Raw genomic sequence first — 22477 nt, forward strand, 5'->3', positions numbered from 1 at the left:
GAGCCAGACACAGAGCAATAAAAAGGCCGCAGCATGCGGCCTTTTTCATGGCAGCAGGGTGACCCCCGCCTCTCGAATAGTGGGCGTCCCGGACGGCCCGCGTCAGCGCGGCTGGCTCACAGGTAGTTGAGCGCGACCCCGGCAAACACCAGGGCCCCCACATAGTTGTTGTTGAGGAAGGCCTGGAAGCAGGCCTCCCGCTGCCGCTCCCGGATCAGCCGCTGCTGATAGACAAACAGCGCCGCCGCCGCCAGCAGCGACCAATAGTAGCTGGAGCCCAGCCCGCTCAGTTGGCCCACCGCCAGCAGGATCAGCAGGGTGGCCAGTTGCAGCACGCCGATGATCCGCTTGTCGTGGCGACCGAACAGGATGGCGCTGGACTTGAGGCCGAGCCTGAGGTCATCGTCCCTGTCCACCATGGCGTACTGGGTGTCATAGGCGATGGTCCACAGCAGGTTGGCGAGAAACACCAGCCAGGCCACCAGTGGCAAGGCGTTGGCCTGGGCCGCATAGGCCATGGGAATGGACCAGGAGAAGGCCATGCCGAGCACCAGCTGCGGGATCGGAATGTAGCGCTTCATGAAGGGGTAGCAGACCGCCAGCAGCAGGGCAGCAAACGACAGGCCTATGGTGAGCGGGTTCATGGTCAGCACCAGACCGAACGAGATGAGCGCCAGCACGGCGAACAGCGTCAGCACCTCCCGCGGCCTGACCTTGCCCATGGGCAGGGGTCGACCGGCGGTGCGCTTCACATGGCCATCGAAGTTGCGATCCGCGTAGTCGTTGATGACGCAACCGGCGGAGCGCATCAGAAATACCCCCACCACGAACACCAGCAGGGTCCAGAGATCCGGCAGGCCATCGGCCGCCAGCCAGAGTGCCCACAGGGTCGGCCACAGCAGCAGCAGGGTGCCAATGGGCTTGTCGATGCGGGCCAACTGCACATAGGCCAGTCCCCGCTCCTTGGTTAACAGCTTCACTCCGGCTCCTTATTCGATGACAGCGAGGGCAAGAAGAGTTCATGGACCAGCAGTGGCCATTGCCCCAGAAACAGACGGGAACGGCGTCCCCAGACGGTGGCGGCCGGGCACCAGGGATTGCTCGCAATCTCGAAACAGGCCAGTTGCAGGTGATCGCGCCGGGCGGGCTCGTCACCGAAGATACGCTCGCCCAAAGGCTGTTCACCCAGCTCGCGCAGCCCGCTATCTTGCAGGGCGGCTTCGGCAAACAGGGTCCAGCCCAGCACAGCCGGCCCCCCATCACCGTGCAGTATCACCTCGCGGCACAGGCCCTGGGGCTGCTCGGCGGCCACCAGCCGCTGCTCATCGGCGCCAAGGGCGACGCTGCGGTTGCCGAGCAGTTGCAGCGAGAAGTGACGATTGTGGCGACGCAGGCGCCGGGTCATGGAGTCGGCCTCCAGCAACCAGGGCCGCAGTGCCTCTGGCGGCTCGCACTCTGCGGGAGCCCGCCACGGGACGAGCTGGACGAGGGGAACAGTCAACTCGGACTTCACAGCTTCACCATCCGGAGATTTCCGTTATCAGGTTAAAATCCGGTTTATTATCCGTAAATCAATCGAGAATTGTAAGAACATCCGTGCTTGACGGCCCCGATGGCAACATCAAAAATGGGGTATCTGCCGCTGATGAGCCATCTATATGAAGATCTTCAAAATTCTGCTGGTGTTGTTACTGAGCTGTGGCGCCCTGCACGCGCAGGCCTCGTCCGGGGAGGAGCCGCCCGCCGAAGGGGCCGAAGCCGCCAAGCCGGGTTTCCTCTATCACCTGCTGGATCCCGACATCATCACCAACTACCTGAGCGATGGCAAAACCCTCGGCTATATCCGGGTCACTGTGGAGCTGATGGCCGAGAACGAGGCCGATCTCAAGCTGCTGGAGCAGCACGACCCGCTGATCCGCGACGCCATCATACGCCTGATGGGCAGCAAGACGGGCGAGCAGATCAAGTCGCTGGTGAACCGCGAGGAGCTGCGCAAGGAGTGCCAGACCCGAGCCAACGAGCTGCTGGTGAAAGAGACCGGCAAGAAGGCGGTGCGCGAGCTGATCTTCACCAAGTTCCTCTACCAGTAACCGACACAGGCAAGCAATACGGCCACCCTGGGGTGGCCGTATTGCTGTGTTCGAAATGAAAATTGATTACACTAGGCCCCACTGAGCTGTCGAGGTAGTCGGTATGGGCAACAAGACCCTGTGTGAATGGCGTCGCAGCGAGATCCCGGCCGATCTCAAGACCCTGCGCAAGATAGTGCGCAAACCCAAGTTTGTCTGTGGCAAGTGCGCCCGCAGCGCCAATGACAAGAGCTATCTGTGTCAGCCGCTGCGGTTGAAAGAAGAGTAAGACAGGTTATCCGCGCGGCCGGCTATTGATCGGTCCAGCCCTGGCGCCCCTGTTCGAACAGTCTGCGCGCCTGTGTGTCGTTGGGACAGACGCCGCGATATTCGCCGCCAGATCGGCCCGCCAGATAGAGGTGCTCCGGCCGGCAATACCAGGCCAGCCCTTTCTGGTGCCCCTGCTTCCACAACTCGGCATCCACCTTCTTGCCGCACTGGGTCTGGTGAAACTCGACCCGCTCAGTGGTGAAGCCCAGCTTGCCATCCGCCTCCCCCACCTCGCTCCACACCTTCTCGCACGGATCATCCGAGTGGGAGGCGCAGCCCCCCAGCAGGGCGGCAAACACTATGACAGAGAGTCGCATAATCATCCTTGAGTGTCGTTTGGGCAGTTCATTCTAGCCAGCCTGATGCCGCCGACCAAGCGCTCGTCCCCATTCCTGTGAGCCGCACAAAAAAACAGGCGGGCCCCAAGGCCCGCCTGTGTGCTCAATGTGTGGACTACTGGTCGTCGAGAGGGTCATCGTCCTGCCAGCTCTCGTCTTCCCATTCATCCAGCTCTTCTTCCCAGGATTCCGGTTCCCATTCATCATCGAGATCGTAATCCGGCTTGTGTCCACCCATGCTCATTCTCCTTGGATAGTGCACCCGCACTCAAAGTCTATCCAGAAAAATGGGGCTCGCCAGTCAAGGCAGGATCAAAGTTTGACCAGGGTGCGCCCCGCGATCCGGCCTTGCGTGATGGCTTCGGCGGCTTCCACCACCTGCTCCAGCTCTATCTCGGTCACCGCCTGTGCGAAGAAACTGGCGGGCAGATCCCGCGCCAGCCGCTGCCACGCCAGTTGACGGCGCGCCAGCGGGCACATCACCGAATCGACCCCCTGCAACCGCACGTTGCGCAGTATGAAGGGCATGACGCTGGTCGGCAGATCGAAGCCGCCCGCCAGCCCGCAGGCCGCCACGGCGCCGCCGTAGTTCATCTGGGCCAACAACTTGGCCAGCACCTGACTGCCGACTGTGTCGACCGCCCCGGCCCACAGCTGCTTCTCCAGTGGCTTGGCGGGCTCCAGCAGCTCGCTGCGCGGTACTATGCGACTGGCCCCGAGGGCGGTCAACATGGCTCCCTGCTCCTCGGGACGGCCGGTCATGGCCGCGACCTGATAACCCAGCGCAGCCAGCAGGGCCACGGCGGTGGAGCCCACCCCGCCTGCAGCGCCCGTCACCAGGATCTCGCCGCTCTGCGGGGTCACGCCCGCTTCTTCCAGTGCCAGCACGCAGAGCATGGCGGTGAGGCCGGCGGTGCCGATGCACATGACCTGACGCTCATCCAGCCCGGCCGGCAAGGGCACCAGCCAGTCGGCCTTGACCCGCGCCTGCTCGGCCATGCCGCCCCAGTGGCCTTCCCCCACACCCCAGCCGGTCAGCACCACCTTGTCGCCGATCTGATAGCGGCTATCGGTCGATTCCAGCACTGTGCCGGCGAAGTCGATACCGGGCACCAGCGGCCACTGACGCACTATCTTGCCCTTGCCGGTGATGGCCAGCCCGTCCTTGTAGTTGATGGAACTGTGGCTCACCGCCACTCGCACCTCCCCTGCCGGCAACTGGCTCTCGGCCAGCCGGGTCAGGGTCGCGGTGGTCTTGCCGTCTTGGTTTTCCAGTAACAGAGCCTTGAACATGGTTGCCTCTTTGATGAGTGTGAAACGGGATCAGCTGCTTTGACGCTTCTGCAGTTGAAAATCCAGGGTCAGGGCCGTGCCCATGACGGGGTCGCCAGCCAGCTGGCGCAAGATAAGCTCGGCCGCCTCCTGCCCCATTTGGCGATAGGGGATCCGGACCGAGGTGAGCGCCGGATAGCAGGCGCGCGCCACGTCCAGATCGTCGAATCCGGCGATGGCGAGCTTGCCAGGCACGCTCAGGTGGCGACGCTGACATTCGAACAACACCCCGGCCGCCAGCTCGTCGTTGACGCACACCAGCGCATCCAGCTCGGGCCAGCGCAACAGAAACTCCCCCAGCATGGCCGCGCCCGTGCTGAAACTCGGCAGCTCAGAGGTGTTGATGATGGCATCGGGGGAGAGGTAGTTGTCCAGCAGCGCCTTCTGCCAGCCCTGCATGCGCTGTTGCAGCATCCACTGCTCCTGGCGGGCGCAGAGAAAGCCTATGTTGCGATAGCCGCGCTCTATGAGATGGCGGGTCAGCTGATAGCCGGCATCGAAGTTGGAGACGCCGACATTCATGTCGATGGGCTGGCGCGCCATGGCCCCCACCTCCACCACCGGCAGGCGGGCCGCCTGCAGCCGGGTGCGAATGGTCTCGCCGGGATCGCCGCCAAACAGCACCACGGCAGCCGGGTTGTGCTGCAAGAAGCTGGTCAGCAGGCTCTCCTCCTGCAGCTTCAGATGCTGGGCATCCCCCAGCATTATCTGGTAGCCCTCATCGAGCAGGGTCTGCTGCAGCCCGGCGATCATGTCGCCGCAACCGCGCTCGGTCAGGCTGGGCACTATCACCACTATGGTCTGGGAGGTGGCGGAGGCGAGCGCACCCGCGGCCCGGTTAGGAATGTAGCCGAGTTCATCCACGGCGGCGTCGATGCGTTCGCGCATCTTGTCTGACACCAGCTCGGGGGTGCGCAGAGCACGGGACACCGTCATGGCCCCCACTCCGGCCAGCTGGGCCACATCGTTGAGGGTCACCCGACCCGTGCTACGGCGCTTCTTCGCTTCTGACATCCCTTCCCTTCCTCGACATACGGGTGCTCACTTTAAGGCAAAAGTGCGGCACTGACTATTTGCTCAAGCCGGATTTTACCCCCTTTGAGCGAGTGACGGGGCAAGATGAATCCCTCCCATGATAGAAATGATAGCGCTATCACAGTTCGATGTTAGCGCTATCTGGTAGCGCTAACTTTCGAGATCGCGCTCACAGTTATCGCGGGACAAGATCGCTAGATTGGCGCCATCTCATCCAGCCGGATCATTGCCATGCTGACTCAATTGCTGACCGAAGAGGTCATTTCCATCGAAGCGGGTGCCCGCGACTGGCATCATGCCATCGAGCTCGCCACCGCCCCCCTGCTGGCCAACGGCACCATAGAGCCCTCCTATGTGGCGGCGCTGTTTCGCTCACACGAGGAGCTCGGCCCCTACTACGTGCTGGGCCCGGGCCTGGCCATGCCCCACGCCCGCCCGGAAGACGGGGTCAACCGCCTCGGGCTGGGGCTGACAGTGCTGAAAACCGGGGTCAACTTCGGCTCCGAGGGCAATGACCCGGTCCGGCTGCTGGTAACCCTTGCCGCCAGCGACAGCAACTCCCACGTGGAGACAATCGCCCAGCTGGCCGAGCTGTTCATGAACGAAGAGGACGTGGCGGCCATCATGGCGGCCGACACCAAAAACGATATTTTGCGCATCCTGGCGCGTTACTGAGCGGCGCCCTGCGCCCGACAGAGGAAGAGACGATGAAAATTCTGGTTGTATGCGGACACGGCCTGGGCACCAGCCTGATGATGGAGATGAGCATCAAGAGCATCCTCAAGGAGCTGAATGTAACCGCCGAGGTGGATCACAGGGATCTCGCCTCCGCCGGCAGTGAAACCGCCGAGATGTTTGTGGCCACCCGCGACATCGCCGAGCAGCTCGTCAGCATGGGAGTCAACGGCCGCCTGGTGTCGCTGGACAACATGGTCGACAAGGCCGCCATGAAAGAGAAGCTGTCCATCGCCCTGCGCGAACTGGGCGCACTCTAAGGATCCACCATGCGGCCTGCGGGCCGCCTCTTCCATCTGCTTGGAGCTGACCATGGAATTTTTCAATTTTCTGATGTTTGACGTGCTGTCGGAGCCGGCCGTGCTGGTCGGCCTGATCGCCCTTATCGGTTTGATCGCCCAGAAGAAACCCGTGACCGAGTGCATCAAGGGCACGGTCAAGACCATCATGGGCTTTGTCATCCTGGGGGCCGGCGCCTCCCTGGTGATCAACTCCCTCGGCGATTTTGCCGTCATCTTCCAGCACGCCTTCGGCATCAAGGGCGTCGTCCCCAACAACGAGGCCATCGTCTCCATCGCCCAGACCTCGTTTGGCAAGGAGATGGCGATGATCATGTTCTTCGCCATGCTGGTGAACATACTGATCGCGCGCCTCACCCCCTGGAAATTCATCTTCCTGACCGGTCATCACACCCTCTTCATGTCGATGATGGTGGCGGTGATTCTCTCTGCCGGCGGCATGAGCGGCGTTCCGCTGATCGCGGTCGGCAGCCTGGTGGTCGGCGTGGCCATGGTGCTGTTCCCGGCCCTCGCCCACCCCTACATGAAGCAGATCACCGGCTCAGACGAGGTGGCACTCGGTCACTTCTCCACCTGCTCCTACGTGCTGGCCGGCTGGATCGGTGCCAAGTTCGGCAACAAGGCCCACAGCTGTGAAGATGTGCAGGTGCCCAAGAGCCTGCTGTTCCTGCGCGATACCCCGGTGGCCATCTCCTTCACCATGGGCATCATCTTCCTAGTGACCGCCGCCTTCGCCGGCCCCGAGTTCGTCTCCAGCGTAGCCAAGGGCAAACACTGGTTCATGTTCTCCCTGATGCAGTCCATCACCTTCGCCGCTGGGGTCTACGTCATCCTGCAAGGGGTGCGCATGGTCATCGCCGAAATCGTACCGGCCTTCAAGGGGATCTCCGACAAGCTGGTGCCGAACGCCAAACCGGCGCTCGACTGCCCCATCGTCTTCCCCTACGCCCCCAATGCTGTGCTGATCGGCTTCCTGTCGAGCTTCACCGCCGGTCTGGCTGGCATGGTGCTGCTCTACCTGCTGGGGCTGACCGTCATCATCCCGGGCGTGGTGCCGCACTTCTTCGTCGGTGCAGCGGCCGGGGTCTTCGGCAACGCCACCGGTGGCCGTCGCGGCGCCATTCTGGGCTCCTTCGCCAACGGCCTGCTGCTGCTCACCATATTGCCGGTGTTCCTGCTGCCAGTGCTGGGGGATCTCGGTTTCGCCAACACCACCTTCAGCGACTCCGACTTCGGCGTGGTGGGCATACTGCTTGGCCTGATCGTGCGCTGACCAAGAGCCCCACGACAAACAAAAACGGAGCGCCATGCGCTCCGTTTTTTCGTGCCCATCCGCCCGGATTCAGTCGTTTTCCAGGCTGGCGAGGCAGTGGGACAGGGTGCGTGCCAGCGCCCCCTGATTGCGCAGCACCACGGCGCGGGCCTGCTCGCCCATCTCCCGGCGCCGGCTCTCATCGGCCAGCAGCTCGCTCACCTGCTCCCCCAGCGCGGCGGCATCGGCCACCAGGGCCGCACCACCCTGAGCCACCAGCTGGCGGGTGATGTCGCTGAAGTTGAAGTAGGCAGGGCCGGTAAGGCAGGGTTTGCCCAGCGCCGCCGGTTCCAGCAGGTTGTGGCCGCCCACCCTCACCAGACTGCCGCCGACGAAGGCCAGATCGGCCGCCGCCAGCATCAGCGGTAGCTCGCCCATGGTATCGCCGAGATAGACCTTGTCCGTCTCGCGGATCGGGGCGTCGCCGGTACGGCGCGCACAGCCATAAGGCGCGCACAGCTCGGCCACCCGCTCGAACCGTTCGGGGTGGCGCGGCACCAGGATCAGCAGGGCCTGCGGGTGGCTGTGCAGCACCCGGTCAAACGCCGCCAATACCTGCTCGTCCTCCCCCTGATGGGTGCTGGCGGCGATCCAGACAGGCCTGTCCTGTCCCAGCTGCTGGCGCAGGGCACGGCCTCTGGCCTGCACCTCGTCCCCCAGCTGGATGTCGAACTTGATGGAACCGGTCACCGCCAGTCGTTCGCGACCTATGCCAAGTCGATGGAAGCGGTCGGCGTCGTCCTGATGCTGGCAGAGCAGATGGGTCAGTGGCCGGCTCAAGGCGTCGAACGCCCCCTGGAAGCGGGCATAGCGCTGGCAGGATCGCTCCGAGAGGCGAGCATTGATGATGGTCACCGGCAGGTGGCGCGTCTCGCAGGCCGCCAGCCAATTCGGCCACAGCTCTGTCTCCATCACCCAGAGGGCGCGCGGCTTGATACGCTTGAGGAAGGCGGCCACCGCCCAGGGGTAGTCGAGCGGCGCGTAGCGATGCACCACCAGATCGCCGAGTCTGGCCGCCTGTTCGGCGCCGGTGCGGGTGGTGGTGGTCAGCAGGATCGGCAGGTCCGGCCGCTCGGCCTTGAGAGCCCGGATAAGGGGCGTAATGGCCAGCGTCTCGCCGACACTCACCGCATGGATCCAGAGCGGCGCCTCCTGCCCGCTGGCGGGCGTCCGTCCCAGATGCTCGGCCCAGCGTGCACCGAAGCCGGGCTTGCCCTTCTTCGGCTTGTAGAGCGCCAGCAGCGCCAGCGGCAAGCCCAGGTGGATCAGCAGGTTGTAGAGCAGCCGATAGCCCATGCTATTTTGGCTCCGATCGCTTGCCCGGGTCGGAGACGAAGCGCGGTGGCTCGCCCACTTGCAGCGCGATCGGCTGAGCCGGCGACTCGCCGCACTCCAGCCGCCTGCCCGCCTCTATCACCTGCTCCGGCATCAGCTCGATCAGGCACTTGAGGTGACCGAACTTGCAGGTGCGCTTGAAGCAGGGGCGGCACTCTATGTCGGTGTGCACTATCTCGACCCTGTCCGCCAGCGGCGGCGTGTAGAGCGGCGAAGTGGAGCCATAGACCCCGATCAGCGGCCGGTTGAGGGCGGCGGCTATGTGCATCAGGCCGGAATCGTTGGAGATGACCCGCCCGGCCAGCGCCATCAGGTCGATCGCCTCATACAGGCTGGTCTTGCCCGCCAGCACGTGGCAATTGGGGCGCGACAGGGGATTGATCCGGTCGCGAATGGTGTTGGCCACGGGCACATCCTTGCCGGAGCCGAAGATCCACACCTGCCAGCCCTCGTCGAGGTGCTTCTGCGCTACCACGGCATAGTGCCCTTCCGGCCAGCGCTTGGCCGGGCCGAACTCGGCCCCGGGGCAGAGCACCAGCACGGGGCGGGCGCGATCCAGACCGAGCCGGTCCAGCGCCTTGCCCTGATTGATGAGATCGACATTGAGCGACGGATGGGGAATGACGGGAATGTCGGCCCGGCTCTTCATCTGCGCCTTGGGATAGGCCAGCGCCAGGTAGGCTTCCACCATCAGCGGGAAAGCGGACTTGTTGCTGCGCATGTCGTTGAGCAGGCCGAAGCGGTGCTCCCCCTTCCAGCCGGTGCGCACCGGGATCCTGGCAAACCAGGGGATCAGCGCCGACTTCATGGAGTTGGGCTGTATGATGGCCTGATCGTACTTCTCCGCCGCCAGCTGCTTGCCGAGCCGACGACGGGCACTCAGCTTGAAGTCGCCGTGGCCGAGCGGCATGGGGATGGCTTTGTCCACCTCGGGCATCCGCTCCAGCAGGGCGCCACACCAGGCGGGCGCCATCACATGCAACTCGCTGTCGGGGTGATTGGCCTTGATCGCCTTGTAGAGGCTCTGGGACATCACCATGTCGCCGACCCAGGAGGGGCCGATCACCAATATCTTCATCTCACGCGTCTCTTGGGGCCAAGCCCTGCGGTTAATCGTTGCTGGCCGAGATTATGCCCCAAGAATGGCCCGAGAAATAACAGAAGATCCCCGTACCACCCGCTCTCATGCCAAAAAAGAAGCCATTTGCAACTGACGCGCCATAGGCGCCGGAACCATGCCCCGCCTGCCGTTTTAGGCTAGAATGGGCGCCAATTCGAGCATGGCCCGCCAGCCGGGCGCCAACAAGAGCCCTTAATCCGTGAAAAAACCGACCCTGGCGGCCGTCCTGATCGTCAAGAATGAAGCCGAAAACCTGAGAGCCTGCCTCGCCTCCCTCGATGGCCTGGTGGACGAGATCGTCATCATGGACTCAGGCAGCCAGGACGAAACCCCTGCCATCGCCGCCGAATTCGGTGCCCGCTTCTTCGTCAACCCGGTATGGCCGGGCTTCGGTCGCCAGCGCCGCCTCGCCCAGTCCCATGTCCAGTCAGAGTGGGTGCTGTGGCTGGATGCCGACGAGCGGCTCACTCCCGAGCTGAAAGCGGCCATCGCCACCGTCATGGCCAACCCGGCCAGCGATACCATCTACTCGATCCCGCGCCTCTCCTGGGTGTTTGGCCGCTTCATCCGTCACAGCGGCTGGTATCCGGATCGGGTGCTGCGCCTCTACCCCAAAGCGCTCACCAGCTACAACGAGGTGCTGGTGCACGAGAAGGTAGAGGTGCGTGCCAACATGAAGATCGTCAATATCCATGGCGACCTGCTCCACTTCACCTATCGGGATCTGGAGCACTATCTGGTGAAGTCCGCCGGCTATGCCAGGGCCTGGGCCGATCAGCGCACCGCCCGTGGCAAGAAGGGTTCCCTCAGCCAGGGGCTGGTGCATGCGCTGGGCTGCTTCCTCAAGATGTACCTGCTCAAGGCGGGCTTCCTCGATGGCAAGCAGGGGCTCCTGCTGGCCATACTGTCGGCCCACTCCACCTTCGTGAAGTACGCCGACCTCTGGATCCGCCAGCAGCCGCAGGCGCCGGATCAGGCTGACCAGTAAGCCGCCAGCAGTCCCCCATACGAGACAGGGCCCGAAAGGGCCCTGTTTGTAGCTATCAGCTCTCTGTCCGCCAGAAAGGCGGTGCCCAGCGGGCGATCGCCGCCGCCATTGTCTTGGGATCGAGCTGGCTCATGTCTTCCGGGTGATCGCTGTCTTCCGGCGGACTGAACGCCAGGTGGCGCCCCTCGCTGTTGAGCGGACGCCAGCGCAGCGGGGTGGCCGAGCGGTGCGCCGGGAAGAAGCCTATGGTGGGCACGTCCAGCGCCGCCGCTATGTGCAGCGGCCCCGTGCTGCCCGCCACGAACAGGGCGGCATTGGCCATCACCTGACAGAACTTGGGCAGCCCCTCGTCGGAGCGGTAGATCCAGCCGTTGCCCCCGTGGGCCAGCAGCTCGGCCGCCAGCTGTTCGGCGATCTTCTCCTCCCCCGGCCCCGCCGTCAGTATGCACTGCAGCTCGGGGCAGGCCTGGTTGAGCTTGATGATGAGGCGGGCGTACTGCTCGATGGAGAGGTTGTTGGCCGAACCGCCGCTGCCGGCATGCACCATCAGCCAGGGGCGGCTGGCATCCAGCTTCAAACGGGTGGCGACCTGCTCGCGCACCTGCTGCAGGCTCTGGGGATCGAAGCTGAGGTAAGGCGCCTGTGGCGTGACCACGCTCACCTGCTGGTCGGCGAGGAAGCGGCGCACCAGATCCAGGTTGTATTCGTACTCCGGCTTCTGGGAACGGGAGCGACGCTGGATCAGCCGCTGGTTGTAGAGCACCTGGGCCAGCTTGGTGGCAGGGGCCAGCCGGTAAGGGATGTGCGCCTTCCACACCAGCATGGCATTGCGAGAGTTGGAGAAGAGGCAGATGGAGGCATCGAAGGCGGCCGCCTTGATGCGCGCCTGCAAGGCACGTTGCTGTTCCTTGTCGGCCCGTGAACCCGGATCCAGGATGATCTCGTCGATCCAGGGACAGAGGCGGGCCAACGGCGCCGTGTAGGCAGGAACCAGGGCAGTCACATGACACTCCATGGAGCGCTTGAGCATGGCAAAGCTCGGCCAGGCCAGCATGAAGTCACCAATCTTGTCATTGCGTACTACCAGAATACGTTTCATAAAAAATCCCTTTGCTCCCTGTCACCAATGCAAGGAGGCTTGATGCGCGGTGCGGGTATTCTTGCCTGATGCAGGGCTATTCTCAAGCGAAGACGCCAGGCGACAGCGATTTGAACGACCAAACTTAGCGCCTCGCCCCGGCACTCACCCCATCCCGGTCGCGACAAAACGCCAACAGACCCTATAATGCGACCAAATTCCCAGGTTGCAGGACTCAACAACATGACCAACAAGGTAATTTATCCCGGCACCTTCGACCCCATCACCAATGGCCACACCGACCTCATTGGCCGGGCCGCCAGACTGTTTGATGAAGTGGTGGTCGGCGTCGCCAACAGCCCGAGCAAGCGCCCGCTGTTCGATCTGGCAGAACGCGTCCTGCTTGCCCAGCAAGTGACCGCCCACCTGCCCAACGTCAAGGTGGTGGGCTTCTCCGGCCTGCTGGTGGATTTCGCCAAAGAGCAGCAGGCCAACGTGCTGATCCGCGGCCTGCGCGCCGTCTCCGACTTCGAGTACGAGTTCCAGCTGGCCAACATGAACCGCCGCCTGATGCCGGAGCTGGAGAGCGTCTTCCTCACCCCGGCGGAGGAGAACTCCTTCATCTCCTCAACCCTGGTGAAAGAGGTCGCCCTGCACGGTGGCGATATCCGCCAGTTTGTAGACCCGATCGTCGCCAAGGCAATTGCCGCCAAGCAGGGCAAGTGATCAAAAACAGGCTACCCGAGGGTAGCCTGTTTGCCACTGCAGCCTGTGCATCTCAGCCTGCCAGACGCGGGCCCAGCTGCTGCTGACTCGCCAGGGTCAGCTGGTCAAGCCACTCGTAGCGACGCCGGTACATGGCCCGCTTCTTGGAAGCTATCTCCTCCAGCGGCTTGCGCTGGGCAGGCTGCAACCGTACGAAGTTGGTGTCCAGATCGATGGCGCCAAACTCCTGCCACAGCTCGTCATAATCCGCCTGCAGACAGGCTTTCTTCTTCTTGCTGTAGCGCCTGGCCTGATAGATGTGCGCCTTCATCCGCACCGCCGAGATATGCTCGGCCTCCATCGCCTCGGCCAGCTGCATCACCAGCATTACCACCAGCGACTTGGGCCTCAGACCGTGGCCCTCCTTGGTCAGCGCACGCACCTTGTCCTGCGCCTGCTCGATGCAGGGCTCCGGGCCCTGTACCGAGCCGATCACCACGGCCAGCCGCTTGGGTGTACCGGCCAGCGAGAAGGCACAGCTGTAAAGCCGCTTGCCCTGCGGATCGACGATGGAGAGGGCCAGCTCGGCCTCGCGGCGGAAGGTACCGTCGTGACGCAATATGATGCGGCAGCCGCTCTCGGGATAGCGGCCGAGCTCGATGCCATCGCCCAGATAGAGCGGGTCGATCAGATCCGGGTAGCGGGCCAGCATCAGCCGGTAGTGGTTCTCCAGCATCTCGGCCCGCTCGGTCGCGGTGGAGCCGGCAAAGCGGTAGGGCCGCATCGGCTTGTCGAGCAGCTCGGGATAGTGGGCAGGCAGGGCCTTGAGGGGTTCGGCCTGAAACAGCTCGAATACCCGGCTCAGCTGCTGCCGATAGAGCAGGCTGCGCAGCACGAACTTGGCGCGATTGAAGGTCTTGCGGGCGCTGTCATCGGGATAGAGGAAACGGGCCATTTTTTGGGCACAATAGTGCCCCTGCCGGGATAAATGATCCCAGTCTATTGATTTAGCTGTCATTTTATTTTCTCAAACTGCCTGAACGGTCGAGATACTAGTGACGGGCGCGCAAATATTCAACAGACTGGAAATACTCTCTTACAACTTGGCCGTTTTTGGCCAAAATAACGGCCAATCAGCGCTGGCAGTGGGAGCAAAACACCGTGGTTCTCTGCCCCAGCCGGATTTCACTGAGCAGGGTGTGGCAATGAAAACAGGGCTGGCCACCCCGCCCGTAGACCTGCAACTGCTGCACGAAATAGCCAGGTTTGCCATCAGCGCTGGTGAAATCCTTGAGGGTGGTGCCACCCTGCTTGATAGCCTCGGCCAGTACCCGCTTGATCTCGGCTACCAGGGTGGCCAGTCGCTCGGCGCTGATGTTGCCCGCCGCCCGCTTGGGATGAATGCCGGCAGCATAGAGCGCCTCGTTGGCGTAGATGTTGCCCACCCCGACTACCACATGATTGTCCATCAGGAAGGTCTTGATGGGGGTGCTGCGCCCCTTGGCGCGCCCCTGCAGGTAATCGGCGCTGAAGACATCGGTGAGCGGCTCCGGTCCCAGCTTGGCCAGCAGGGCGTGCGCCTCGGCCGGCTCACGGGTCCACAGCAGGGCACCGAAGCGGCGCGGATCGTTGAGCCGCAGCAGCTTGCCGTTGGCGAGCTCTATATCCACGTGGTCGTGTTTCTCGGCCGGGGTGCCGATATTCAGCACCCGCAGGCTGCCGGACATGCCCAGATGCAGGATGGCGGTGCCGAAGTCGGTCTCCAGCAGCAGGTACTTGGCGCGGCGGCTGACCCTGTGGATGACGAGATCCACCAGCTCCTGGATTTCGCCCGGCACCGGCCAGCGCAGCCGGCCATCCCGCACCACGACGCGAGTGACCTTGATGCCGGTGAGCCAGGGAGAGATGCCCTGGCGGCTGACTTCGACTTCCGGTAATTCAGGCATGGGGTCCTCTCGTTCGAAAATGGATTAGGGGGTGGGACGCAGCAGGCTGCGGTACTGCTCCTGACTCAGGCTGAGCCAGGTCGAAGGGGGCAGCAGGGCGGCAAACTTGCCACTGTCCTGATAGAGCCCCACTTCAATCGGATCGCTCTGACCGGCGACCCAGATCTTGAGGGTGACCGGGGTGCCCCGCACGGCGCTACCCGGTGGCAACAACCAGCCCTGCCAGCCTTCTATGTGAGCGGCCAGCTGGGCACTGCTGAGCCCCAGATCCGGCCCGCTGCGCCAGCCCTGACCGATGCGCTCGATCTGCCAGCTCGGTCCCTGCCAGGTGAGCACGACGGCGCTGTCCGGCAACAGGGGACGGGCGCGCTGGGCGCTGTTCTCCTGCTGGGCTATCTCCAGCCGGTGCAGCAGGGTGATCACCGCCAGCACGGCCACTATGATCACGTTATTCCAGCCTTTGCGGCTCAATCTGAACATGGCAAGCCTCCCTTCGAACCGGCAGTGTACTGAATTTCGGCCATAAAAAAACCCGGCACGAGGCCGGGTTTTTTGGGAATGCAGCATCAAGTAATTACTTGATTTTGCCTTCCTTGTAGATCACATGCTGACGAACAACGGGATCAAACTTTTTGATCTCCATTTTTTCGGGCATGGTGCGCTTGTTCTTGGTAGTGGTATAGAAGTGACCAGTACCGGCGCTGGAGTTCAGACGAATTTTCTCGCGAATACCTTTAGCCATGATCTAATTCCTTATACCTTAACACCGCTGGCGCGCAGTTCAGCCAGAACCACTTCAACGCCACGCTTGTCGATGATACGCATGCCTTTTGCGGATACGCGCAGACTTACGAAGCGTTTTTCACCCTCAACCCAAAAACGGTGAGTGTGCAGGTTCGGCAGGAAACGACGCTTGGTAGCGTTGTTAGCGTGCGAACGGTTGTTACCAACTGCCGGGCGCTTGCCGGTTACTTGGCATACTCTAGACATGTCAGTCTCTCCAAATCTTACTTCATTGCTCGAGCAAATATCTGCCCCGCTGGCCTTCGATTGCGGGGCAAACAGAAGGCGGCATTTTATACAGCATCCGTGATCAAAGATCAACTAATACAGTGCCAGAGCCAGTTACAACCAACCACGCTCTGCAAAAGAAACCGTGATGCCATCACCGATCACCAAGTGATCCAGCACTCTGATATCGATCAGGGCCAAGGCGGCCAAGATCCGATCCGTGATCTGGCGGTCGGCCCGACTGGGCTCGGCCACGCCGGACGGGTGATTATGCGCCAGAATCACGGCGGCTGCATTATGTTTGAGCGCGATCTGCACGATTTCTCTGGGCCAGACGCTCGCAGAGTCGAGGGTTCCGTAAAAAAGTTCAACGAATTGAATCACTCTGTGCTGGTTGTCCAGGAGCAACAAGGCGAACACTTCTCGCGGCCGATCCCGCAACTGGGCCTGCAGATAATCCCGGGTCAACTGGGGCGAGGTGAGGGCATCGCCCCGCTGCAACTGCTCGGCCAGATGACGCTTGCCCATCTCCAGCACCGCCTGCAACTGGGCGTATTTGGCCGGCCCCAGCCCATGAGCATCACAGAAGGCCGACTGCTCGGCGCCGAGCAGTGCTCGCAAGGATCCGAACTGCTGCAACAGCTGGCGTGAGAGATCCACCGCGCTCAGCCCGTTGACACCGGTGCGCAGGAAGATGGCCAGCAACTCGGCATCGGACAAGGCGCCGGGCCCCTGGCGCAACAGCTTCTCTCGGGGACGCTCATCCTCTGGCCACTCCTTGATGCTCATTTGTCTCTCCCTCATGCCTATTGAGAGAAAACATAGCAAAAAATCGCGGGAGCCCGACCACAAGTCCCCCATGTCAGCCTCTGTCGTCATCCCTTGCCTGTGGTATCTTAGCCGACCAGTCAGAGTGAGCCGGAAGAGAAGCAGCAGATGAGATTGGCCGATAAACACATCCTGTTGGGTGTCAGTGGCGGGATCGCCGCCTACAAGAGTGCCGAACTGGTACGCCGCCTGAAAGATCAGGGAGCCGAGGTACGGGTGGTGATGACCCGCTCCGCCAAGGAGTTCATCACCCCGCTGACCCTGCAGGCCGTCTCCGGCCATCCGGTGGCAGACAGCCTGCTGGATCCCGCCGCCGAGGCGGGCATGGGCCACATCGAACTGGCCAAGTGGGCGGATCTGGTGCTGATCGCCCCGGCCAGCGCCAATCTGATGGCCCGCATGGCTGCCGGCATGGCCGACGAGCTGCTGACCACCCTCTGTCTGGCGACACCGGCACCGGTGGCACTGGCCCCGGCCATGAACCAGCAGATGTATCTCAACGCCGCCACCCAGGCCAACCTCAAGACCCTGGCCGGTCGCGGCATCCTGCTGTGGGGGCCGGATTCAGGCAGCCAGGCCTGCGGCGACGTGGGCCCGGGCCGGATGCTGGATCCCCTCGAACTGGTTGAACGCTGCTGCCAGCAACTGGCCGCCGAGCCGCTGCTGGCGGGCGTCAGACTGCTGCTCACCGCAGGGCCGACCCGCGAGCCGCTGGATCCGGTGCGCTACATCAGCAACCACAGCTCCGGCAAGATGGGTTACGCCATCGCCCGCGCCGCCCGTGAGGCAGGTGCCGAGGTGACGCTGGTGAGCGGCCCGGTCACCCTGCCGACACCGGGCGGGGTAGTACGAATCGATGTGGAGAGCGCCGAGCAGATGCATCAGGCGGTGATGAGCCGGGTGGCCGACTGCGATCTCTTCATTGGGTGCGCCGCCGTGGCCGACTATAGACCCGAGCAGGTCGCCAACCAGAAGATCAAGAAGACCGGCGACAACGACCAGATGGTGGTGAAGCTGGTCAAGAATCCCGACATCATAGCCGCCGTGGGAGCGCTGTCAGACAAGCCCTTCACCGTCGGATTTGCCGCCGAAACCGTGGATGTGGAACAATACGCCCTCGACAAACTGCAGCGTAAGCGGCTGGACATGATCGCCGCCAACGACGTGTCCCGCGCGGGCCAGGGCTTCAACGCCGACGACAACGCCCTGACCGTGTTCTGGCAAGGGGGTCAAGCCCCTCTGCCGCTGGCCGATAAGCTGACGCTGGCCCGTCACCTCATCGCCCTGATTGCGCGTCACTACCGGGGCTAACACCCGGCCCGTCTGCCGGTACGCCCGGCAGGCGAACGATTCACGACGACACAGACTGCACTGGCCATGCTGGGCGTCCACACAAGCACTCATTGAAAAACGAACTATCCATGACAACACAAATTGAACTGAAGATTCTGGATGCCCGCATCGGCACCGACTACCCGCTGCCCGCCTACGCCACACCGGGCTCTGCCGGCATGGATCTGCGCGCCCTGCTGGATGCGCCCATCACGCTGGCACCGGGCGATACCACCCTGGTACCGACCGGTCTGGCCATCCACATCCAGGATCCCGGCCTGTGTGCCACCATTCTGCCCCGCTCCGGCCTCGGCCATAAGCACGGCATAGTGCTGGGCAACCTGGTGGGCCTCATCGATTCCGATTACCAGGGCCAGCTGATGGTCTCGGTCTGGAACCGTGGCAACGACAGCTTCACCATGCAGCCCGGCGAACGCATCGCCCAGCTGGTGATCATGCCGGTAGTGCAGGCCAGCTTCCAACTGGTCGATGAGTTCAATCAGAGTGAACGGGGTGAAGGCGGTTTTGGTTCTTCTGGTCGCCAATAACAGACCACACTGGCCCTTGGGTCTGTGCCTAATAATAGAATCAAGCCATTGTTTTTTTAGGGGAATCCATGGCAAGCAGTAATCAGAAACAGAGTCGGCGCGATCAGATCCTGCAAGCACTCGCCCATATGCTGGAAACCAGTCCTGGCCAGCGTATCACCACGGCACGTCTGGCGGCCGAGGTGGGTGTCTCTGAGGCAGCCCTCTATCGACATTTTCCCAGCAAGGCGCGGATGTTCGAGGGGCTGATCGACTTTATCGAGGATTCCCTGCTGTCACGGGTCAACCTGATCATGGCGGAAGAGAAGGACACCATGGCCCGCTGCCATCACATCCTTCAGCTGCTGCTGGTGTTCGCCGAGCGTAACCCCGGCATCACCCGCATCCTCAACGGCGACGCCCTGCTGGGCGAACACGATCGGCTGCGGGATCGCATCAGCATTCTGTTCGACAAGCTGGAGACCCAGATCAAGCAGGTACTGCGGGAAAAGCGGCTGCGGGAAGGCCAGGGCTTCCAGCTCGACGAAACCATGCTGGCCAATCTGCTGCTGGCCTATACCGAGGGACGGATAAGCCAGTTTGTCCGCTCCGAGTTCAAACTCAAGCCCACCGCCGGCTTCGAGGATCAATGGCTGTTCATCCGCAGCCAGTTGCTGCAAAGCTGACCACTCAGCCCAGCGGCTATTCAGCCGCAATCATCAGCAACAACGCTGGTCCAGACGGGTTGGTGCAAACAGGGAGGCCTTGGCCTCCCTTGTTTTTTGTGGCAAAAAAGAGGGGATGAGCACCAGATGCGACCCGGATTGTCGCATTCCAGTGTTAGATTCATGCGTCATAAACCTTTACTGCCTGACAGGACATCCTATGGAACCCGAAATCATTACCGAAGCGCAGACCTGGCTGGTCAATAACCAGGGCCTGCTGATCGAGTATGCCGTCAACATCGCGGCCTCCCTGATCACCCTGCTGATCGGTTACATCGCCGCCAACCTCCTCAGCAGCGCAGTGGTCAAGGTAATGCAGGCCCGCAAGCTGGACATCACAGTCACCCATTTCGTCGGCAGCATCCTCAAGTACACCATTTTGGTGTTCGTGGTGATCGCCGCCCTGGGTCGGGTCGGGGTACAGACCGCCTCCTTCGTCGCCATCATAGGTGCCGCCGGTCTGGCCATTGGTCTGGCGCTGCAAGGCTCGCTCTCCAACTTCGCCGCCGGCTTCCTGCTGATCATCTTCCGCCCCATCAAGGCGGGCGAGTTCATCGAAGTGGCGGGCACTGCGGGTGTGGTGCAGTCCGTTCAGCTGTTTACCACCACCCTCACCTCGGGTGACAACAAGATGGTGGTGGTACCCAACTCCGCCATCCTCAACGGCACCATAGTCAACTACTCGCGCATGGATACCCGTCGCGTCGACATGACCTTCGGCATCGGCTACGGCTCTGACCTGCGCAAGGCCAAGCAGATCCTGGAGCGCCTGGTGAATGAAGAGCCGCGCATCCTGAAGGATCCGGCCGCCACTATCGCCGTCGCCGCCCTGGCCGACTCCTCGGTCAACATAGTGGTACGCCCCTGGGTCAAGACCGCCGATTACTGGGGTGTCTGGTTCGACTTTCACGAGAAGGTGAAGCTGACGTTCGACGCCGAAGGTGTCGAGATCCCCTTCCCGCAGATGGTCATGCACATGCAAAAACCCCAGGCCTGAACCCGGACCTGAGTGCCACCATGCCAGCCTTAGTGCTGGCATGGTCGTTTCTGGGCCTCATGTGCGCACCACAGGCATAAAAAATCCGGCCACCGGGGCCGGAATTTGCTCAGCTGTCATCCTGGACCGGCACGCCCATCCATACAGGCGGCGGAGCCCCTTACCCCAGCCGACGCGCGACCCGGTTGAGCAACGGCTGCACCAGCACATAGCCCCCCAGGACGGCACCGATCACGGCCAGCACCCGTATCTCCAGGGTTGGCGCCGCACTGGTCAGCACCATGGTCAACAGGCCGATGAGGCCGGTGGCGATCAGGCTCAGGGCAAACAGGGATAAAACGTGTTTCATATCGATCTCCTCATTCCAGACAGTGGCCATCCCTGGGAGATCTCGTCCATTCGGTTCATATGCTAGCCAAGACCTCATCCCGACAATTTGCGTTTGCTCATAAAATGAGCCGAAAAGCGACTGTCAGATACCCCTTTGGCTGTAACACGAACTTGCCAGGCAGCAAGCCGCGGCCAGCCATAGATGAAAGCCCTTTCAACCCGCGCAAGCCGGGTGAAGTATGAGCAAACTCAAGATCCCCTGACCATGAGTGACTCATAATCGCAGCGTTTTGGTTGTAAACTCCTTCGATGGCAGACAATTGGTAAAGCTCTGTTACACGGGCCACGCAATGAGCCCGGTATAATGGGCCCGATAGAGTGCTCGAATAATAAGGTTTGGCGGGAGCCTTGCCTGCAAGGTTCAAACACAACTTGGAAGATCGGTAATCCTATGAAAAATATCAATCCAACCCAGACCCAGGCCTGGCAGGCGCTGGAAGCCCATTTTGCAGCTAACAAAGAGACTCGACTCAAGGATCTGTTCGCGCAGGACCCGAAGCGCTTCGACAAGTTATCCCTCACCTTTGGCGGCGACATTCTGGTCGACTACTCCAAGAACCTGATCACCGAGGAAACCCTCAAGTTGCTGGTTGATCTGGCCAAAGAGACCGATCTTCGCAGCGCGATCGATGCCATGTTCAACGGCGACAAGATCAACATGACCGAGGGTCGCTCCGTACTGCACGTGGCCCTGCGCAACCGCTCCGACCGTCCCATCGAGTGCGATGGCAAGGACGTGATGCCGGAAGTGAACGCCGTGCTGGCCAAGATGAAGGGCTTCTGCGAGAAGATCATTTCCGGCGAGTGGAAAGGCTACACCGGCAAGGCGATCCAGCACGTGGTCAACATAGGTATCGGTGGCTCGGATCTCGGCCCTGTGATGATCACAGAGGCGCTGCGCCCCTACAAAAACCACCTGCAGATGCACTTCGTCTCCAACGTCGATGGCACCCACATCGCCGAAACCCTGAAGAAGATCGATCCGGAAACCACCCTGTTCCTGGTGGCCTCCAAGACCTTCACCACTCAGGAGACCATGACCAACGCCCTGACCGCCCGCGACTGGTTCATCAAGATCGCCGGTGACAAGGCCCATGTTGCCAAGCACTTCGCTGCGCTCTCCACCAATGGCAAGGCCGTGGCCGAGTTCGGCATCGACACCAACAACATGTTCGAGTTCTGGGACTGGGTTGGCGGCCGCTACTCCTCCTGGTCTGCCATCGGCATGCCCATCGCCCTGTCCGTCGGTTTCGAGCACTTCGAAGCCCTGCTGCAAGGCGCCTTCGAGATGGACATGCACTTCGCCACTGCCTCCTATGAGCAGAACGTACCTGTGCTGCTGGCGCTGATCGGCCTGTGGTACAACAACTTCCACGGTGCCGAGTCCGAAGCCATTCTGCCGTACGATCAGTACATGCACCGCTTCCCTGCCTATTTCCAGCAGGGCAACATGGAATCCAACGGCAAGCAGGTGGATCGCAACGGCAAGCCGGTTGACTACCAGACTGGCCCCATCATCTGGGGTGAGCCGGGCACCAACGGCCAGCACGCCTTCTACCAGCTGATCCACCAGGGCACCAAGCTGATCCCCTGTGACTTCCTGGCGCCGGCCATCAGCCACAACCCGATCGGCGATCACCATCCGAAACTGCTGGCCAACTTCTTCGCCCAGACCGAGGCACTGGCCTTCGGCAAGAGCAAGGAACAGGTCGAAGCCGAGTTCCTGGCTGCCGGCAAAACCCTGGAGCAGGTCAAGGATCTGGTGCCGTTCAAGGTGTTCGAAGGCAACCGCCCGACCAACAGCATACTGTTCAAGAGCCTGACCCCGAAGACGCTGGGTTCCCTGATCGCCATGTACGAGCACAAGATCTTCGTGCAGGGCGCCATCCTGAACATCTTCAGCTTCGATCAGTGGGGCGTGGAACTGGGCAAACAGCTGGCCAACAAGATACTGCCGGAGCTCAACACCGATGCGGCCGTCACCAGCCACGACGGCTCCACCAATGGCCTGATCAACACCTGGAAAGCGTGGAAAGCCTGATTTA

The 22477-nt window shown here is 62.1% G+C and carries 28 protein-coding genes; 12 read left to right on the forward strand and 16 right to left on the reverse strand.

What is annotated here, in order from left to right; genetic code table 11:
- Positions 1-116: 116 nt before the first annotated feature.
- Positions 117-980, reverse strand: a complete 864-nt coding sequence (gene ubiA, locus ACM3N8_RS21680) for a 4-hydroxybenzoate octaprenyltransferase (protein ID WP_103472997.1) — start codon at positions 978-980, stop codon at positions 117-119.
- A complete protein-coding gene (locus ACM3N8_RS21685) occupies positions 977-1513 on the reverse strand; it encodes a chorismate--pyruvate lyase family protein (RefSeq protein ID WP_290019821.1) in 537 nt (178 codons plus the stop codon). The genes ubiA and ACM3N8_RS21685 overlap by 4 nt, the downstream gene beginning before the upstream one ends.
- Positions 1514-1658: 145 nt before the next feature.
- On the opposite strand from ACM3N8_RS21685, the gene ACM3N8_RS21690 reads away from it, so the two are divergent.
- Both ACM3N8_RS21690 and ACM3N8_RS21695 read left to right on the forward strand, forming a co-directional pair.
- Positions 1659-2090, forward strand: a complete 432-nt coding sequence (locus tag ACM3N8_RS21690; protein WP_043139574.1) for a flagellar basal body-associated FliL family protein — start codon at positions 1659-1661, stop codon at positions 2088-2090.
- 103 nt (positions 2091-2193) lie between these two features.
- Positions 2194-2358 (forward strand): hypothetical protein, encoded by a 165-nt coding sequence (locus tag ACM3N8_RS21695; protein WP_021140706.1) that lies wholly within the window; start codon positions 2194-2196, stop codon positions 2356-2358.
- Between the two features lie 22 nt (positions 2359-2380).
- Here ACM3N8_RS21695 and ACM3N8_RS21700 read toward each other — a convergent pair whose 3' ends face one another.
- From ACM3N8_RS21700 to ACM3N8_RS21715, 4 genes are all read right to left on the reverse strand, one after another.
- Positions 2381-2716 (reverse strand): DUF2799 domain-containing protein, encoded by a 336-nt coding sequence (locus ACM3N8_RS21700; RefSeq protein WP_042873408.1) that lies wholly within the window; start codon positions 2714-2716, stop codon positions 2381-2383.
- 136 nt (positions 2717-2852) lie between these two features.
- A complete protein-coding gene (locus ACM3N8_RS21705) occupies positions 2853-2975 on the reverse strand; it encodes a hypothetical protein (protein WP_111589670.1) in 123 nt (40 codons plus the stop codon).
- Between the two features lie 74 nt (positions 2976-3049).
- Positions 3050-4030: an MDR family oxidoreductase gene (locus ACM3N8_RS21710; RefSeq protein WP_290019820.1), complete on the reverse strand. Its 981-nt coding sequence runs from the start codon at positions 4028-4030 to the stop codon at positions 3050-3052.
- A gap of 30 nt (positions 4031-4060) precedes the next feature.
- Entirely contained in the window at positions 4061-5083 is a 1023-nt protein-coding gene (locus tag ACM3N8_RS21715; RefSeq protein ID WP_098981092.1) for a LacI family DNA-binding transcriptional regulator, read from the reverse strand.
- 252 nt (positions 5084-5335) lie between these two features.
- On the opposite strand from ACM3N8_RS21715, the gene ACM3N8_RS21720 reads away from it, so the two are divergent.
- From ACM3N8_RS21720 to ACM3N8_RS21730, 3 genes are read left to right on the forward strand one after another with little or no spacing between them, the layout of a single operon-like run.
- Positions 5336-5779 (forward strand): PTS sugar transporter subunit IIA, encoded by a 444-nt coding sequence (locus ACM3N8_RS21720; RefSeq protein WP_290019819.1) that lies wholly within the window; start codon positions 5336-5338, stop codon positions 5777-5779.
- 32 nt (positions 5780-5811) lie between these two features.
- Positions 5812-6099 carry a PTS sugar transporter subunit IIB gene (locus ACM3N8_RS21725; RefSeq protein ID WP_043139596.1) on the forward strand — a complete coding sequence of 96 codons (288 nt, stop codon included), beginning with the start codon at positions 5812-5814 and terminating at the stop codon, positions 6097-6099.
- 52 nt (positions 6100-6151) lie between these two features.
- Positions 6152-7411, forward strand: coding sequence for a PTS ascorbate transporter subunit IIC (locus tag ACM3N8_RS21730; RefSeq protein WP_290019818.1), 1260 nt, complete (start codon positions 6152-6154; stop codon positions 7409-7411).
- Between the two features lie 69 nt (positions 7412-7480).
- Here the strand turns inward: ACM3N8_RS21730 and waaA are convergent, their stop codons facing one another.
- Complete coding sequence (gene waaA / locus ACM3N8_RS21735; protein ID WP_290019817.1) at positions 7481-8746, reverse strand: lipid IV(A) 3-deoxy-D-manno-octulosonic acid transferase; 1266 nt, start codon at positions 8744-8746, stop codon at positions 7481-7483.
- Between the two features lies 1 nt (position 8747).
- On the reverse strand, positions 8748-9863 hold the full coding sequence (gene waaF, locus ACM3N8_RS21740) for a lipopolysaccharide heptosyltransferase II (RefSeq protein WP_098981096.1): 1116 nt from the start codon (positions 9861-9863) through the stop codon (positions 8748-8750).
- A gap of 241 nt (positions 9864-10104) precedes the next feature.
- Between waaF and ACM3N8_RS21745 the strand changes: the two genes are divergently transcribed.
- Positions 10105-10893: a glycosyltransferase family 2 protein gene (locus ACM3N8_RS21745; protein WP_290019816.1), complete on the forward strand. Its 789-nt coding sequence runs from the start codon at positions 10105-10107 to the stop codon at positions 10891-10893.
- A gap of 55 nt (positions 10894-10948) precedes the next feature.
- On the opposite strand, the gene ACM3N8_RS21750 is transcribed toward ACM3N8_RS21745, so the two are convergent.
- Positions 10949-11992: a glycosyltransferase family 9 protein gene (locus ACM3N8_RS21750; RefSeq protein WP_098981097.1), complete on the reverse strand. Its 1044-nt coding sequence runs from the start codon at positions 11990-11992 to the stop codon at positions 10949-10951.
- A 222-nt stretch (positions 11993-12214) separates the two neighbouring features.
- Between ACM3N8_RS21750 and coaD the strand changes: the two genes are divergently transcribed.
- The gene (coaD, locus tag ACM3N8_RS21755) at positions 12215-12697 is read left to right on the forward strand and encodes a pantetheine-phosphate adenylyltransferase (protein WP_043555919.1); all 483 of its coding nucleotides are present in this window, start codon (positions 12215-12217) and stop codon (positions 12695-12697) included.
- Between the two features lie 52 nt (positions 12698-12749).
- On the opposite strand, the gene ACM3N8_RS21760 is transcribed toward coaD, so the two are convergent.
- The 6 genes from ACM3N8_RS21760 to radC form a co-directional block, all read right to left on the reverse strand.
- On the reverse strand, positions 12750-13631 hold the full coding sequence (locus tag ACM3N8_RS21760; protein WP_290019815.1) for a VirK/YbjX family protein: 882 nt from the start codon (positions 13629-13631) through the stop codon (positions 12750-12752).
- A gap of 178 nt (positions 13632-13809) precedes the next feature.
- Complete coding sequence (mutM, locus tag ACM3N8_RS21765; RefSeq protein WP_290019814.1) at positions 13810-14622, reverse strand: bifunctional DNA-formamidopyrimidine glycosylase/DNA-(apurinic or apyrimidinic site) lyase; 813 nt, start codon at positions 14620-14622, stop codon at positions 13810-13812.
- Positions 14623-14646: 24 nt separating this feature from the next.
- The gene (locus ACM3N8_RS21770; RefSeq protein WP_043139624.1) at positions 14647-15102 is read right to left on the reverse strand and encodes a hypothetical protein; all 456 of its coding nucleotides are present in this window, start codon (positions 15100-15102) and stop codon (positions 14647-14649) included.
- A gap of 94 nt (positions 15103-15196) precedes the next feature.
- A complete protein-coding gene (gene rpmG, locus ACM3N8_RS21775) occupies positions 15197-15364 on the reverse strand; it encodes a 50S ribosomal protein L33 (protein ID WP_005307500.1) in 168 nt (55 codons plus the stop codon).
- An 11-nt stretch (positions 15365-15375) separates the two neighbouring features.
- Positions 15376-15612, reverse strand: coding sequence for a 50S ribosomal protein L28 (gene rpmB, locus ACM3N8_RS21780; protein ID WP_005321271.1), 237 nt, complete (start codon positions 15610-15612; stop codon positions 15376-15378).
- A 135-nt stretch (positions 15613-15747) separates the two neighbouring features.
- Complete coding sequence (radC, locus tag ACM3N8_RS21785) at positions 15748-16422, reverse strand: RadC family protein (protein WP_043139626.1); 675 nt, start codon at positions 16420-16422, stop codon at positions 15748-15750.
- A gap of 147 nt (positions 16423-16569) precedes the next feature.
- Between radC and coaBC the strand changes: the two genes are divergently transcribed.
- From coaBC to ACM3N8_RS21805, 4 genes are all read left to right on the forward strand, one after another.
- Positions 16570-17772, forward strand: a complete 1203-nt coding sequence (coaBC, locus tag ACM3N8_RS21790; protein WP_290019813.1) for a bifunctional phosphopantothenoylcysteine decarboxylase/phosphopantothenate--cysteine ligase CoaBC — start codon at positions 16570-16572, stop codon at positions 17770-17772.
- A 110-nt stretch (positions 17773-17882) separates the two neighbouring features.
- The gene (dut, locus tag ACM3N8_RS21795; protein ID WP_043139630.1) at positions 17883-18341 is read left to right on the forward strand and encodes a dUTP diphosphatase; all 459 of its coding nucleotides are present in this window, start codon (positions 17883-17885) and stop codon (positions 18339-18341) included.
- A 68-nt stretch (positions 18342-18409) separates the two neighbouring features.
- The gene (slmA, locus tag ACM3N8_RS21800; protein ID WP_005321293.1) at positions 18410-19006 is read left to right on the forward strand and encodes a nucleoid occlusion factor SlmA; all 597 of its coding nucleotides are present in this window, start codon (positions 18410-18412) and stop codon (positions 19004-19006) included.
- Between the two features lie 199 nt (positions 19007-19205).
- The gene (locus tag ACM3N8_RS21805) at positions 19206-20042 is read left to right on the forward strand and encodes a mechanosensitive ion channel domain-containing protein (RefSeq protein WP_042873341.1); all 837 of its coding nucleotides are present in this window, start codon (positions 19206-19208) and stop codon (positions 20040-20042) included.
- 160 nt (positions 20043-20202) lie between these two features.
- Here the strand turns inward: ACM3N8_RS21805 and ACM3N8_RS21810 are convergent, their stop codons facing one another.
- Positions 20203-20391 (reverse strand): hypothetical protein, encoded by a 189-nt coding sequence (locus tag ACM3N8_RS21810; protein WP_043139637.1) that lies wholly within the window; start codon positions 20389-20391, stop codon positions 20203-20205.
- 432 nt (positions 20392-20823) lie between these two features.
- Here ACM3N8_RS21810 and pgi point away from each other — a divergent pair, with 432 nt between their 5' ends.
- Positions 20824-22473, forward strand: a complete 1650-nt coding sequence (gene pgi / locus ACM3N8_RS21815) for a glucose-6-phosphate isomerase (protein WP_290019812.1) — start codon at positions 20824-20826, stop codon at positions 22471-22473.
- Positions 22474-22477 lie beyond the last annotated feature (4 nt).

Source organism: Aeromonas sp. A04, from assembly GCF_047780465.1.
Classification (GTDB): domain Bacteria; phylum Pseudomonadota; class Gammaproteobacteria; order Enterobacterales; family Aeromonadaceae; genus Aeromonas; species Aeromonas bestiarum.